Origin of the sequence: Streptomyces sp. NPDC101237 (assembly GCF_044767465.1) — a bacterium.
GTDB classification, from domain to species: domain Bacteria; phylum Actinomycetota; class Actinomycetes; order Streptomycetales; family Streptomycetaceae; genus Streptomyces; species Streptomyces gramineus.
Genome location: NZ_JBIWNY010000014.1, coordinates 185,980 through 200,424 on the forward strand (window position 1 = coordinate 185,980; position 14,445 = coordinate 200,424).

The window sequence follows — 14,445 nt, forward strand, 5'->3', positions numbered from 1 at the left end:
GAGCCGCGGACGTCGTCAGGCCGATGTGCGGACCGCAGGCCACAAGGGCCTGCCTGGGGGGAGAGACGGGTCATGAGAGTCAGCGTCTTCGGGCTCGGTTACGTGGGCTGCGTGTCAGCCGCGTGCCTGGCCGGCATGGGGCACGAGGTCATCGGGGTGGACGTCAACCAGGTCAAGGTCGACCTGGTCAACGACGCCAAGGCCCCGGTGGTGGAGGAACGTATCGGCGAACTCCTCGCCGAGGTCGTGCGGAGCGGAGCGCTGCGCGCCACCCGTGACGTCCGCGACGCGATCATGAACAGCGAGGTGTCGCTGGTCTGCGTGGGCACACCCTCGGAACCCAACGGCAGCCTGTGCACCACGTACCTGGAGCGGGTCACCGAGGAGATCGGCGCCGCACTGGCCGAACGCGGCGGCCGGCACACCGTCGTCTTCCGCAGCACCATGCTCCCGGGCACCTGCCTGAACCTGCTGGTGCCGATCCTGGAGAAGACCGTCGGCGGCACCGCCGGGGTGGACTTCGGGGTCGCGGTCAACCCGGAGTTCCTGCGCGAGGGCACCAGCGTCCGGGACTTCCTCGACCCGCCGAAGACCGTCGTCGGCGAGCTCGACCGGGCCAGCGGCGACGCGGTGCTGGGGCTGTACGAGGGCCTGCCCGGCGAGGTGTTCCGGGTGCCGGTCCCGACGGCCGAGGCCATCAAGTACGCGGACAACGCCTTCCACGGCCTCAAGATCGGCTTCGCCAACGAACTGGGCGCGGTCTGCCAGGCGCTCGGCGTCGACTCGCACCAGGTGATGGACGTCTTCCTGGCCGACCGCAAGCTCAACATCAGCCCCGCCTACCTGCGGCCCGGCTTCGCCTTCGGCGGCTCCTGCCTGCCCAAGGACCTGCGCAGCCTGGTCCACGCGGCTCAGCGCGCCGACGTCTCGGTGCCCATCCTCGCCCACGTGCTGACCTCCAACGCCGACCACCTGCAGCGCGCGGTGGACCTGGTCGAGCGCGCCGGCAAGCGCCGGGTCGGCCTGTTCGGGCTGTCCTTCAAGCCCGGCACCGACGACCTGCGCGAGAGCCCGCTCGTCGAACTCGCCGAACGGCTCTTCGGCAAGGGCTACGACATCAAGATCTACGACGCCAACGTGAGCCTCTCCCGGCTGATCGGCGCGAACCGCGAGTACATCGAGACCCGGCTGCCGCACCTCGCGCAGCTGCTCGCCGACTCCGTCGACGAGGTGCTCGAACACGCCGAGGTGTGCCTGGTCGGCACCAGGGACCCGGCCGTGCTGGCGGCGCTGCCCCACGGCGAGGGCCCGGTGATCGTCGACCTCATCCGCCTTCCCGACGCCGAGACGCGCCGGACCGAACCGGGGTACATGGGCCTTGCCTGGTGACGCAACGGGCGGCGCCGGCTCCGGCCGGCGCGCGCTGATCCTCGTGGAGAACCTGTCGGTGCCCTTCGACCGGCGGGTGTGGCAGGAGTGCACGACCCTGCGCGACGCGGGCTGGACGGTGGACGTCATCTGTCCGCAGGGCAGCAAGCGCGACACCGAACCGGAGACGGAGATCGACGGGGTGCGGATCCACCGCTACCCGCTGCGCGCCGCCACCGGAGGACCGGCCGGCTACCTCAAGGAGTACGGCTCGGCGCTCTGGCACACGGCACGGCTGGCCCGCAGGGTCGGCCCCGTCGACGTGGTCCACGCGTGCAACCCGCCGGACCTCCTCTTCCTGCCCGCGCTGTGGCTGAAGCGGCGCGGCGCACGGTTCGTCTTCGACCAGCACGACCTGGTGCCCGAGCTGTACCTCTCCCGGTTCGGCCGCGGCAAGGACCTGCTCTACCGTGCCGTGTGCGCGCTGGAGAGGCGGACCTACCGGGCCGCCGACATCGTCCTCGCCACCAACGAGAGCTACCGCGACGTCGCGGTGACCCGCGGCGGCAAGCGCCCTGAGGACGTCTTCGTGGTGCGCAGCGCGCCCGCCGTCGAACGCTTCCAGCCGGTTCCGCCGGAGCCGGAGCTGAAGCGCGGCAAGCCCCATCTGCTGTGCTACCTGGGCGTCATGGGCCCCCAGGACGGCGTCGACTACGCCCTGCGGGCCCTCGCCGAACTCCGCGACGGGCTCGGCAGGACCGACTGGCACGCGGTGTTCGTCGGCTCGGGCGACGCCTTCGACGCGATGGTGGAGCTGGCGGGCCGGCTCGGACTCGACGACCAGGTGGAGTTCACCGGCCGCATCCCGGACGCCGACCTGGTGCGCCACCTGTCCACCGCCGACGTCTGCCTCTCGCCCGACCCGCGCAATCCGCTCAACGACGTCTCGACGATGAACAAGGTCCTGGAGTACATGGCCATGGGCCGGCCGATCGTCTCCTTCGACCTGAAGGAAGCCCGCGTCTCCGCCGGTGAGGCCGCCGTCTACGCGCCCGCCGACGAAGAGGCCGAGTTCGCCCGGCTCATCGCGCTGCTCCTCGACGACCCCGAGAAACGAGCCCGGATGGGCAAGATCGGCCAGGAGCGGGTCGGCGGACCGCTCTCCTGGCGGAACTCGCAGGTGTCGCTGCTCGCCGCCTACGCCGCTGCCTGCCGTGACCACACCCCGGTCGCGGCGCGTGAACAGGTTCGGACAGGGAAGAGGCAGCGCAGTTGAGCGAGGACACCATACGTCTGGTCACCATCGGGCGGATCTTCCGCCGCCGCTGGCGGTTTCTCACCGTGCTCACCGTCCTGGGAGCACTGGTCGGCTACGGCGCCTCGGTGGTGTTCCCGCCGCGGTACACGACGTCGGCGTCCGTCCTGCTGCCCGGTCAGTGGGAGGAACGCGAACTGCTCACCCAGGTCGACATAGCGACCAGTTCGACGGTGGTCGACCGCGCGTCCGCCGCGCTCGGCTGGAAGGACGTCAGCGCCGCCGAGCTGCGCGACCAGGTGACCGCGGCGGCCGCCGACGGCAACATCGTCAAGATCTCGGGCACGGCCGACACCCCGAGGCGCGCCCAGCAGCTCTCCGACCAGGTCGCCCAGCAGTTCGTCAAGTTCGCCTCGCGGATCGCGGGCGGCAACACCGACTCCGCGGCGGCCACGGAGGCCGAGGCGCTGCGCAAGCAGGTCGAGGAGACCAACCGCCGTATCACCGAGCTGGCCGGCGCGGCCGATCCGGGACAGACCGTGGAGGGCGTACAGGCCCGCACGGAACTGGAGAAGCTGAGCACCTCGCTGGAGGAGGCCATGACGAAGCTCGACGAGGCCGACCCGGCGAGCAACAAGGCCGGCATGGTCGTGATGGGCGCGGCGGCCCGGCCGACCGGCGAGGCGCCGCCGACCCGGATCCAGCTCGTCGTCGCCGGAGCACTGCTGTTCCTCCTGTTCGCGGTCGTCGGCCACCTCGCCGCCGCCCGGATGAACCGCAGGCTGCGCACCGAACCGGAGATCGCCGCGGCCCTCGGCTCGCCCCTGCTCGGCACCGTCGACGTCCCCGGCGAGCGCCGCGGCGCGCACCGGACGGACGGCGACGGCCGGCCGCGCCTGGTCCGCCGGCTCCTCGGCGTCGACACCCGGTGGGACCTGCCCGCCCCGCGCTGGTCCGACGACGAGGCCGCCCGCCGGATCCGCTACCGGCGGGTGTGCGCCCGCCTCCGGGAGCAACTGCCCGCGCCACGCGCCCTGCTGCTGGTCGTACCGGACGGCGACGAGATCGCCCGCCGGGCCGCGGGACAGCTCGCCGCCGAGGCCGGGAGCGATCCGCGGCTGCGCGTGGTGGAGGTCTCCGCGGCCCGGCCGATCGTGCCGGACCGCGACACCGAGTCCGGTGCGCTGGTCGTCCTCAGCGCGGGCTGCTGGACCGCCGAGGAACTCGCCGGCATCGCCGAGGCCTGCGCCGACGGCAGGCACGAGGTGCACGGCGTCGTCCTCGCCGACCCGGTCCGCGCCCGCGGCACCCGGCCCGCCGGCCACCACCCGCCGGACGACGCCACCCTCGCGCTCGCGGTCCCCGGCAAGGCCACAGGAGGTTCAGCGTGACGACGAGCACGACACCGGAGCCGTCGGCCGCGGCTCCGCTGCTGGACCTGCAGGCGCTGGTGGTGTCCGTACGCAGGCGCCGCCGCCTGTGGGGTGGCCTGGCCCTGCTCGGCCTGCTGGCCGGCTCGGCGCTGGCGGTCCTGATGCCGCCGTCACCGACCGCGGTGACCACGGTGCTGGTCGCCCACGCCGAGGACCAGCCCAACGACACCGGCACGCTGATCCGCACCGACGTCCAGCTGCTGCAGACCACCCAGATCGCCGGCAAGGCCCTGAAGACCCTCAAGTCCCCGGACCGGCCCGAGGACTTCATGAAGGACTACCGGGGCACCGGCCTGACCAACAACCTGCTGCAGATCACCGTGAGCGGCGACAGCGACGCCCAGGCGGTGGCCCGCGCCAAGGCGCTTGCCGACGCGTTCGTCACCGACCACGTGCAGAGGATGCGCGACACCGCCCAGGCCCAGGCCCAGGCCCTGCTCGACCAGCGCGACCGCATGCGGGACGAACTCGCCCAGGTCAACAAGGAGATCGGCAACCAGTCCGCGGGCAGCGACCCGAAGGCGTCCGCGGGCCTGGAGTCGCTCTTCGCCCGCCGCGCCGAACTCAACTCGCGCATAGCCGACTTCGACGAACGCGCCGCCGACGCGCGGACCGGCACGCCCCAGGTCGTCGCCGGCACGCAGATCGTCGACGACCCGCGCGCGCTGCGGCACTCCCTGCCCAAGGCCCTGGTCACCGACGCCGTGATCGGGCTGGTCCTCGGACTCTTCCTGGGCCTCGCCCTGGCCGCGGTCGGCACGGTGGTCGCGGACCGCCCCGTGCTGCGCCGGGACATCGCGGCGAACCTCGGCGCCTCCGTCATCGCGGAGCTGCCCCGCCGGAAGGGGAGGCCGTGGCAGCGCCGGCGCACCCGGGCCACCCGCGAACGGCTCACCGCGAGCCTGGCCCGCACCACCCGCGGGTCCGCCGAACCGGTGTCGCTGCTGGAACTGGGCTGCGCGCGCGGCGCGAGCGTCCTCGCCCTCGATCTCGCCCGGGCGATGGCGGCCGAGGGGCCCGTCACCGTCGTCGACGGCCTGCCCCGCCCGCTGCTGGCGGGCCGCCGCCAGAAGCCGGGGGACCCGGCCGTGGTCGGCGCCGAGCGGGCCGCGGCCGTGCCGTCCCAGGAACGCAGGATCGGCGTCGGCTCCGTGGCACCCGGCACGGCGTGGACGGACTTGCGCCACCTCGGCACCCAGACGGTGCTCGTGGTGCGCGCCGGACACGGCAGCGCCGCGTGGCTGCACACCGTGGCACGGCAACTCGCCGACCAGCGCATCCCGGTGATCGGCGTGGTCCTGATCGACCCCGACCCGCGGGACCGCACCGACGGCACCCTGTGGGACGGACTGCAGACCGCGCTGCGCGGCCGGAGCGAGCCGTCCGGACGGCAGCCCGGCACCGGCCGGCGGCGCACGGACCGGCAGCCGGTGTGGGCCGCCCGCGTCCCGGACAACGACCAGGAGGTCCGGTAGCACATGTGCGGCATCGCAGGTACCTACCGGTGGCCCGAAGGCAAGGCCGTGACCGACCGGCTCACCGACACCCTCGCCCACCGCGGACCCGACGGGGCCGGCCGCTACAGCCACCCCGTCGGCGACGCCGAGGTCCACCTCGGACACCGACGGCTGGCCATCATCGACCTCTCCGACACCGGCGCCCAGCCGATGGTCTCGGACGGCCTGGTCCTCACCTACAACGGCGAGCTGTACAACGCGCCCGAGCTGCGCGCCGAGCTGACGGCCGCCGGCGTGCGCTTCCGCGGCACCTCCGACACCGAGGTGCTGCTGGAGGCCTGGCGGCGCTGGGGCACGGACTGCCTGCCCCGGCTGCGCGGCATGTTCGCGTTCGGCGTCTTCGACGAGCGCACCGGCGACCTGGTGCTCGCCCGCGACCAGCTCGGCATCAAGCCGCTGTTCCTGCTCCGGCGCGGCGGGGGCCTGGTGTTCGCCTCCGAGCTCAAGGCGCTGGCCGCCGCCACCGGAGGCACGCTGGAGGTGGACCACGCGGCTCTGGTGGCCTCACTGCTGTACTACTGGGTGCCGGACTCGCGCTGCGCGTTCCGCGAGGCGGAGAAGCTGCCGCCGGGCACCTGGCTGAGGTGCCGCCCCGACGGCCGGGTGGAGCGCGGCCGGTTCTGGAACCTGAAGGACGTCGCCGCCGAGGGCGCGGAGCGGGCCCGCTCGGGCGAGCAGCCGGACCTGGCCGCCGTCGTCGAGGAGTCGACCCGGCGCCACCTGCTGTCCGACGTGCCCGTGGCGACCTTCCTCTCCGGCGGCCTCGACTCCAGCTGGCTGACCGCCCTGGCGGCCCGCCACCGGCCGGGGATCTCCGCCTACACGATCGGGTTCCGCGCCGAGGACGCCCGGTTCGAGGCGATGCCGGACGACCTGCGCTACGCCCGGCAGGTGGCCGCCCGGTTCGGCGTCGACCTGCACGAGATCGAGATCGCGCCGGACGTCCTGGACCTGCTGCCGCGGATGACGTACCACCTCGACGAGCCCATCGGCGACCCCGCGGCGATCAACACCTACCTGATCTGCAGGGCCGCACGCGAGGCCGGCGTGAAGGTGATGCTCTCCGGGATGGGCGCGGACGAGCTGTTCGCCGGCTACCGCAAGCACCTGGCCAACCTCATCGCCGTGCGCTACCAGCGCGTGCCGCGGCCCCTGCGGCGCGGGCTGTCCGGGGCGGTGGACCGGCTGCCGGTCGCCACCAGCCGCCGCGGGTACCGGTCGGTGCGCTTCGCCAAGCGGTTCCTGTCCTTCGCCGGCCTGCCGGAGGAGACCGCCTTCCGGCGCAGCTACACCATGTACGACCAGGACGAACTGCTCGCGCTCCTGAACCCGGACCTGGCCGGGACGGTCGAGGACGTGCTGACCGAGCACGCGGACGTCTACGCGGACAACGACCTCGACGACTTCGTCAACCGGATGTGCCTCACCGACGCCCGGATGTTCCTGCCGGGCCTCAACCTCACGTACACGGACCGCTCCAGCATGGCGGCCTCGACCGAGGTACGCGTGCCGTACGTGGACGTCGAGGTGGTCAGGGCGGCCTTCGCCGTGCCCGGCGACCGCAAGATCGTCGGACGCCAGGGCAAGGCGGTCCTCAAGGAGGCGGCCACCTCGATCCTGCCGCGGGAGATCGTGTACCGGCCCAAGGGCCTGTTCAGCGCCCCGCTGCGGGCCTGGATGAGCCGTGACCTGGCGCCGCTGGTGCGCGAGGTGGTCGAGGACGGCCTGCTCGTGAAGTCCGGGTTCCTGCGCCGCGACGCGCTGGCCCGGCTGGTCGCCGAGGACGCCGCCGGGCAGCGGGACTACTCCAAGCATCTGTGGCACGTACTGACTCTCGAGTACTGGTACCGCGACGCGACCTCTGGGTCCGGCCGGCGCACTCGTACGACGGCTTAGGAATTCGGAGGAGTTCGGGTGAAGCAGGTAGTGCAGAACTACAAGAGCGGCGAGCTGGCGGTGCTCGACGTGCCGGAGCCGGGGTGCAAGCCGGGCGGTGTGCTGGTCCGCAGCGCCTACTCGCTGATCTCCACCGGCACCGAGCTGATGAAGGTGTCCGAGGCCGGCATGTCGATGCTGGGCAAGGCCCGTTCACGGCCGGACCAGGTGGCCAAGGTCATGCAGAGCGTCGCCACCAACGGAGTGCCCGCCACCTACCGCAAGGTGATGGGCAAGCTGGACTCCTACACACCGCTCGGCTACTCGCTGTGCGGCGTGGTCGAGCAGGTCGGCGCGGGCGTCGACGACGTCAAGGCCGGCGACCTCGTGGCCTGCGCGGGCAACGAGCACGCGCTGCACGCCGAGCTGAACTGGGTGCCGAAGAACCTCTACACGCCGGTGCCGGACGGTCTCGCGCCGCGCCACGCTGCCTTCGGCACCGTCGGATCGATCGCGCTGCAAGGTGTCCGCCAGGGCGCGCCCCAACTGGGCGAGGTGGCGCTGGTCATCGGCCTCGGCCTGATCGGACAGCTGGTGGTCCAGCTCCTGACCGCCTCCGGGGTCCGCGTCGTCGGCGCCGACCCCGACCCGGCGCGCTGCGACCTCGCCGCGCGCCTGGGGGCGGCGGCCTGCGGCGACCCCTCCTCGGCGGCCGTGGAGGCCGCGGTCGCCGAACTCACCGACGGACACGGCGTGGACCAGGTGTACCTGGCGGCCGGCGGCGGCAGCAACCAGCCCGTCGAGCTGGCGGCCCGGCTCTGCCGGGACCGCGGCCGGGTCGTCGACATCGGCAAGTGCCGCCTGGACCTGCCCTGGAACGCGTACTACGAGAAGGAACTCGACGTCCGGTTCTCACGGTCCTACGGCCCCGGACGCTACGACCCGGAGTACGAACTGGAGGGACGCGACTACCCGATCGGCTACGTCCGCTGGACCGAGCGCCGCAACCTCGCGTGCTTCCTCGGCCTCGTCGCCCGCGGCAGCGTCGACGTGGAGCCCCTGGTCTCCCACGTCGCCGACTTCGAGGACGCCGTCGAGACGTACCGGCGCCTGAAGGACGGCGAACTGAAGGCCGTGGCCGTCCTGTTCCGCTATCCCGAGGCGGCCGCCGAGACACGGCAGACACCCGCCCCGTCGGTGACCGTGCCCGCGGTGCGCCACGCCGGACCCGCCTCCGCGCCGGCCCGGCCCGCCACGGCTGCGGTGCGGCTCGCGTTCGTCGGTGCCGGGAACTACGCGACGTCGATGCTGCTGCCGCACCTGGCGCGGCGCGAGGGTGTCGAGCTGTCGACCGTCGTCACCACGACGGCGCTCTCCGCGGCCAACGCACAGCGGAAGTTCGGCTTCGCCCACGCCACCACCGACCTCGACGCCGTGCTCGGCGACGACTCCGTGGACGCCGTGTTCGTCGTCACCCGGCACAGCTCGCACGCCGAACTCACCCGCAGGGCACTGCTGGCGGGCAAGACCGTGTTCGTGGAGAAGCCCCTGGCCCTCACCCAGGACGAACTGGCGTCCGTGCTCGCGGCGGTGGAGGAATCCGGCAACGACCGCCTCCAGGTGGGCTTCAACCGCCGGTTCGCACCGCTGCTGACCGAGGCCAAGCAGCGCCTCGGCACCCGCACGGAGCCGGCGAGCCTGCGCTACCTGGTCAACGCCGGCCGGTTGCAGCACGGCAGCTGGTACCTCCGCCAGGGCACCGAGGGCTCCCGGTTCGAGGGCGAGGGCGGGCACTTCGTGGACACCGCGAGCTGGCTGCTCGACGCCGACCCGGTCTCGGTGTACGCGGTCGCCCCGACCGGCAACGAGGACCTCCAGGTCGTCCTCCGCTACCCGGACGGATCCACCGCCACCATCAGCTACGTCACCACCGGCGCGCCCGGCTTCCCCAAGGAGACGCTGGACCTCGTCGCCGACGGCAAGGTGCTCAGACTCGACGACTTCGTCCGCGCCTCGGTGTACGGCCGTAAGCGCTGGGTCAGTTCACGGCTGCCGAAGGCCCGCGACAAGGGCCAGAACGCCGAACTGGCCGCGTTCGTCAAGGCCGTTCGGACCGGCGGTCCGATGCCGGTGCCGCTGGAGTCGCTGGCCGCCACCACGGCGGCCACCCTCGCGGTGCGCGGCGCCCTGGCCGCGGGCGCTCCCGTGACGCTGGAGCGGGCCCGATGACCATGAGCGCGGGCTGGTACCTGCGACGCCTGTCCCGGATGGGGCCGCGGGAGATCACCGGCCGGGCCGGCGACACGCTCCGCAGACGGCGGTGGCGGTCCGCCCGGCCGGACCGCCCGGAGGTGACCGGCGCCCGGTTCACCGCCGTCCTGCCCGCCGGGACGCTCGCGGCGGTGCCGCCGGACGCCGCCAAGCGCCTCGTCGCCGAGGCCGACCGGCTGATGTCCGGGCGGGCCGAGTACTTCGGGGTGGTCCGCGACGACCTCACCGACCCGGACTGGTGGCGCGACCCGAAGACCGGGCGCCGGGCGCCGGGTGGCTACGCCTTCGACGTGCCGTACCGCGACGAGGACACCGTCGGGGACATCAAGCAGATCTGGGAACCGTCCCGGCACCAGTACCTCACCGTGCTCGCCGCCGCCTACGCGGTCACCGGGAACGAGCGGTACGCCGAGCGGGTGGCCGAGCACCTGCGGTCGTGGTGGGCGGTGAACCCGCCGCTGCGCGGCGTGCACTGGGTCAGCGGCATCGAGCTGGGCATCCGGCTGCTGTCCTGGGTGTGGGTCCGCCGGCTGCTCGACGACTGGCCGGGCGCGGCCGATCTGTTCGAGGACAACCCGGTGGCGCTGGACCAGATCTGGCACCACCAGCGCTGGCTGGCCGCCTTCCCGAGCCGCGGCTCCTCGGCGAACAACCACGTCATCGCCGAGGCCGCCGGGCAGCTCGCGGCGGCCTGCGCGTTCGGCTGGTTCCCCTCCTCGGGACGCTGGCGGGCCGACGCGCTGCGGTCGCTCGACCGGCACCTGCGCGCCAACACCTTCGGCTCCGGCCTCAACCGCGAACTGGCCACCGAGTACCACGGACTGGTCCTGGAACTCGGCCTGGCCGCGCTGGCCGAGGCCGATGCCGCGGCCGTGCCCGTCCCCGCCACCGTCCGGCTGGTGCTGCTGCGGATGACCGACGCGCTCGCGGCCGTCGTGGACGACCGGCTGCGGCCGCCGCGCCAGGGCGACGCGGACGACGGCCACGGTCTGATCGTGGACGGACCGGACACCGACCGCTGGGGTTCCCTGCTGGCCACCGGCGCCGCCGTGTTTGGCCGCCTGGACTGGTGGCCCGAGGCGCCCGGCACCGATGTGCGCACCCCGCTGCTCGCCGCGCTCGTGCGCCCGTACCCGGCGGACGGCACCGCGCGGACCGTCTCCCGCCCGGCCCGCCGCCCGGCGCACTTCGCCGACGCGGGGCTCGCCGTGCTGCGCGGGCCGGGAGGCATCTGGTGCCGCTGCGACGGCGGTCCGCACGGCTTCCTGTCCATCGCCGCGCACGCTCACGCGGACGCGCTGTCCCTCGAGGTCCGGCACGACGGCGTCGACGTGCTCGCCGACCCGGGGACGTACTGCTACCACGGCCAGCCGGAGTGGCGGCGCTACTTCCGGTCGACCCTCGGCCACAACACGCTGGAACTGGACGGCGCCGACCAGTCCGTGTCCGGCGGCCCGTTCCTGTGGACCCGGCACGCCCGCACCCGCGTCCTGGCCGCGGACCCGGACGGCGCGGACCCGCGCTGGTGCGCCGAGCACGACGGCTACCAGGGGTCCGTGCACCGCCGCCGGGTGGAGCTGACGGCCGCGAGCCGGAAGCTGACGGTGGTCGACGAGGTGCGCGGCCCGCGCCGCACCGTGCGGCTCGCCTTCCACCTCGGCCCGGCGATCGCCGCCGACCTGGTGGGTAACCGGGCGGCGCTCACCTGGATCCGGGACGGCGAGGGGCGTTCCGCGGTCCTCGACCTGCCGGCGGAGCTGTCCTGGCGGGCGCACCGCGGCGAGACCGATCCGCCGCTCGGCTGGTACTCCGCGGGATTCGGGCGCAAGGAGCCCGCCACGACGCTGGTCGGCACCGGCACCGCCGACGGCACGTCCGCGTTCACCACCGTGCTCGGGTTCGGCGGCTAGGGGGAGCAGGTGAGGAACACGAGGCGGCACTGGGTGTGGACGGCGGCACCGCTGACGGCACTGGCCCTGCTGACGGCGACCGGCTGCGACGGCACGCCGGACGCCCCCGCGGCTCGGCCGACCGCCGCGCCGTCCACGTCCACGTCCGCGGCCCGGGCCGTGGCCCGGGTGTGCGCGCACCCCGCGGCCGGCCCCGCCAAGCCACCGGCCGGCGCCGTGACCGTCGACCCCGCGAAGGTCGGCGACCTGGCCGCGAAGACCAAGAGCAGCCCGCCGCACACCACGTTCTGGCTCCGGCCGGGCCGGCACCGGCTCGACCCGGACCGCTACGCCCAGGTGATCCCGAAGACCGGGGACAGCTACCTCGGTGCGCCGGGCGCGGTCCTGGACGGCGGGAAGAAGAACCAGTACGCGTTCGCGGGCACCGCCCGGGACGTCACCATCCGCTACCTGACCGTGCAGCGGTTCGTCGCACCGCGGGACGAGGGCGTGGTCAACCACGACTCCGCCGACGGGTGGGTGATCGAGCACTCCACGGTCCAGGACAACTCCGGGGCCGCACTGATGGCCGGTGACCGCCAGCGGGTCCGCGCCAACTGTCTGCGCGACAACGGGCAGTACGGCATGAACGCCTACAAGGGCGGCGGCGGCATCACCGGCCTGGTGGTCGAGGACAACGAGATCACGGGCAACAACACCGACGACTGGGAGCGCAGGCAGCAGGGCTGCGGCTGCACCGGAGGCATCAAGTTCTGGGCCGTCGACGGCGCCGACATCCGCGGCAACTGGGTGCACGGCAACCACGGAGCGGGCCTGTGGGCGGACACCGACAACAACGACTTCCTCGTCGAGGACAACGTCCTGGAGTCCAACGACGGCCCCGCGCTGATCTACGAGACCAGCTACAACGCGATCGTCCGGGACAACACGATCCGGCGGAACAACTGGACCGAGGGCCGCAGGTACGCCGACCGCGGCGACACCTTCCCCTACGCGGCCGTCTACCTGTCCGAGTCCGGCGGCGAACCGCGGATCCGGGCCCGCACCGACCGCATCGAGATCTACCGGAACGTCCTGGAGGACAACTGGTCCGGGATCACCCTGTGGGAGAACGCCGACCGCTTCTGCAACAGCCCGGCCAACACCTCCTCCGGCGACTGCACCCTGCTGGTGAAGGACACCCGCCGCTGTGCGGCGCCGTCGATCGCCAAGGCGCCGCTGTACGGCGACTGCCGCTGGAAGACCCAGCGCGTGGACATCCACGACAACCGCTTCGAGCTCGACAAGTCCGTCGTCGACTGCACGCAGATGTGCGACCGGATGGCGGTGCTGTCCAACTACGGCACCTATCCGGACTGGTCCCCGTACAAGGGCGAGAAGGTGGCGGAGGCGATCACGTACAGGCAGCACAACCGGTGGCACCGCAACGTCTACGTCGGGCCGTGGAAGTTCGTCGCCTACGACCCGAGCCGGGTGCTCGACTTCGACGACTGGCAGGGCCCGGACTACCGGCAGGACGCGGGCAGCACCCTCGACCCAGGGGCCGGTGACTGAGATGGACGAACGGACGAACACCCGGCCGCGGACGACGACGGAGACCGGCACCGGACGCGCCGCCGGCACCCCGAGGACCGTCGGGGTCGTCTGGGGGCTGCTGGTCCTCAACACGCTCGGCTCGGCCGGGGCGAAGACCATCGTCCCGCTGCCGCGCTCCCTCATCCAGATGGTCACCATGGGCGCCCTGGTCGCCGCGTTCGCGCTGGCGCTCGTGGTCAACCCCCGGGTGCGCGTGCGGCCCAGCGCCTACCTGCTCCTGCTCACCCTGTTGCTCGTGACCAGCGTGATCTCCAGCGCGAACCTGGAGTCCGGCTTCGGCGCGCTGTTCCGCTGCTTCCGGCTGGCCCTCTTCATCGGCACGCTGTGGCTGCTCAGCCGCTGGTGGGACGGCAGTCCGACGTTCGTCCGGTACCACGTCCGGGCGTACTTCGCGGTGCTCGGCTCGGTCGCCGCCGGCCTGGTCGTCTCACCCGGCGCGGCACTGCCCGACCTCTACGGCGGACGCCTGGTCGGCGCGCTGTGGCCGCTCACCCCGCCGCAGATCGGCCAGTACGCGGCGGTGATCATCGGACTCACCGTGCTGCTCGTCCTCGGCCGCAGGACCGACGGGACCAGCGCCGCGGTGGTCATCGTGCCGTCCCTGGTGCTGCTCGCGCTGACCCACACCCGCACGGCCACGCTCGGCCTGTTCGTCGGGCTGGCGCTGGCGATCGGCTCGCTCGTCCTGACCAGCGCGGCAGCCCGCCGGTTCTTCACCTGGGCGGTGGTCTGCGGCGCGGTCGCCGGGGTCGGGTTCGCCTCCGCCCTGCAGACGTGGTTCCTGCGCGGACAGAGCAAGGAGAACTTCTCCAGCCTCACCGGCCGGGCCAAGGTCTGGGACGCCCTGCTGTCCGCACCCCGGTCGACCTCGGAGAAGGTCCTCGGCGTGGGCCTGGGCGACAAGTCGTTCGGCGGGCTGCCGATCGACAACAGCTGGCTGGCCGTCTACAACGAGCAGGGCCTGGCGGGCGTGACCCTCGTCGCGGTGATCATCATCGTGCTGGGCGCCGTCGCGCTGCTGCGCCCGCCGTCGCTGCAGCGCGCCTGCGCGATCTTCCTGATCAGCTACTGCGCGGTCGCCTCGTACACCGAGGCCGGTCTCGGGGACGCCTCGCCCTACCTGCTGCACCTGGCGCTGGCCGCCTCGCTGCTGGCGGCACCCGCAGCGGCGGCGCCCGGTGTTCCCCGACGGCCCGACCACCGACCGGAGGCGTCCTGAG

The 14,445-nt window shown here is 73.1% G+C and carries 9 protein-coding genes; all 9 read left to right on the top strand.

What is annotated here, in order from left to right; genetic code table 11:
* Positions 1-72: 72 nt before the first annotated feature.
* From ACIRQ9_RS22765 to ACIRQ9_RS22805, 9 genes are read left to right on the top strand one after another with little or no spacing between them, the layout of a single operon-like run.
* Positions 73-1,389 carry a nucleotide sugar dehydrogenase gene (locus ACIRQ9_RS22765; RefSeq protein ID WP_404176257.1) on the top strand — a complete coding sequence of 439 codons (1,317 nt, stop codon included), beginning with the start codon at positions 73-75 and terminating at the stop codon, positions 1,387-1,389.
* A complete protein-coding gene (locus ACIRQ9_RS22770) occupies positions 1,379-2,644 on the top strand; it encodes a glycosyltransferase family 4 protein (protein ID WP_404176260.1) in 1,266 nt (421 codons plus the stop codon). The genes ACIRQ9_RS22765 and ACIRQ9_RS22770 overlap by 11 nt, the downstream gene beginning before the upstream one ends.
* On the top strand, positions 2,641-4,014 hold the full coding sequence (locus ACIRQ9_RS22775) for a Wzz/FepE/Etk N-terminal domain-containing protein (protein ID WP_404176263.1): 1,374 nt from the start codon (positions 2,641-2,643) through the stop codon (positions 4,012-4,014). Before ACIRQ9_RS22770 ends, ACIRQ9_RS22775 begins: the two co-directional genes overlap by 4 nt.
* Positions 4,011-5,531 (top strand): Wzz/FepE/Etk N-terminal domain-containing protein, encoded by a 1,521-nt coding sequence (locus ACIRQ9_RS22780; protein WP_404176266.1) that lies wholly within the window; start codon positions 4,011-4,013, stop codon positions 5,529-5,531. The genes ACIRQ9_RS22775 and ACIRQ9_RS22780 overlap by 4 nt, the downstream gene beginning before the upstream one ends.
* Positions 5,532-5,534: 3 nt before the next feature.
* A complete protein-coding gene (gene asnB, locus ACIRQ9_RS22785; protein WP_404176269.1) occupies positions 5,535-7,469 on the top strand; it encodes an asparagine synthase (glutamine-hydrolyzing) in 1,935 nt (644 codons plus the stop codon).
* Between the two features lie 18 nt (positions 7,470-7,487).
* Positions 7,488-9,677: a Gfo/Idh/MocA family oxidoreductase gene (locus ACIRQ9_RS22790; RefSeq protein ID WP_404176271.1), complete on the top strand. Its 2,190-nt coding sequence runs from the start codon at positions 7,488-7,490 to the stop codon at positions 9,675-9,677.
* Positions 9,674-11,629 carry an alginate lyase family protein gene (locus tag ACIRQ9_RS22795; RefSeq protein WP_404176274.1) on the top strand — a complete coding sequence of 652 codons (1,956 nt, stop codon included), beginning with the start codon at positions 9,674-9,676 and terminating at the stop codon, positions 11,627-11,629. The genes ACIRQ9_RS22790 and ACIRQ9_RS22795 overlap by 4 nt, the downstream gene beginning before the upstream one ends.
* Before the next feature lie 9 nt (positions 11,630-11,638).
* Positions 11,639-13,183 (top strand): right-handed parallel beta-helix repeat-containing protein, encoded by a 1,545-nt coding sequence (locus ACIRQ9_RS22800; RefSeq protein WP_404176277.1) that lies wholly within the window; start codon positions 11,639-11,641, stop codon positions 13,181-13,183.
* A gap of 1 nt (position 13,184) precedes the next feature.
* Complete coding sequence (locus ACIRQ9_RS22805; protein WP_404176280.1) at positions 13,185-14,444, top strand: O-antigen ligase domain-containing protein; 1,260 nt, start codon at positions 13,185-13,187, stop codon at positions 14,442-14,444.
* The last annotated feature ends 1 nt before the right edge of the window (position 14,445 follow it).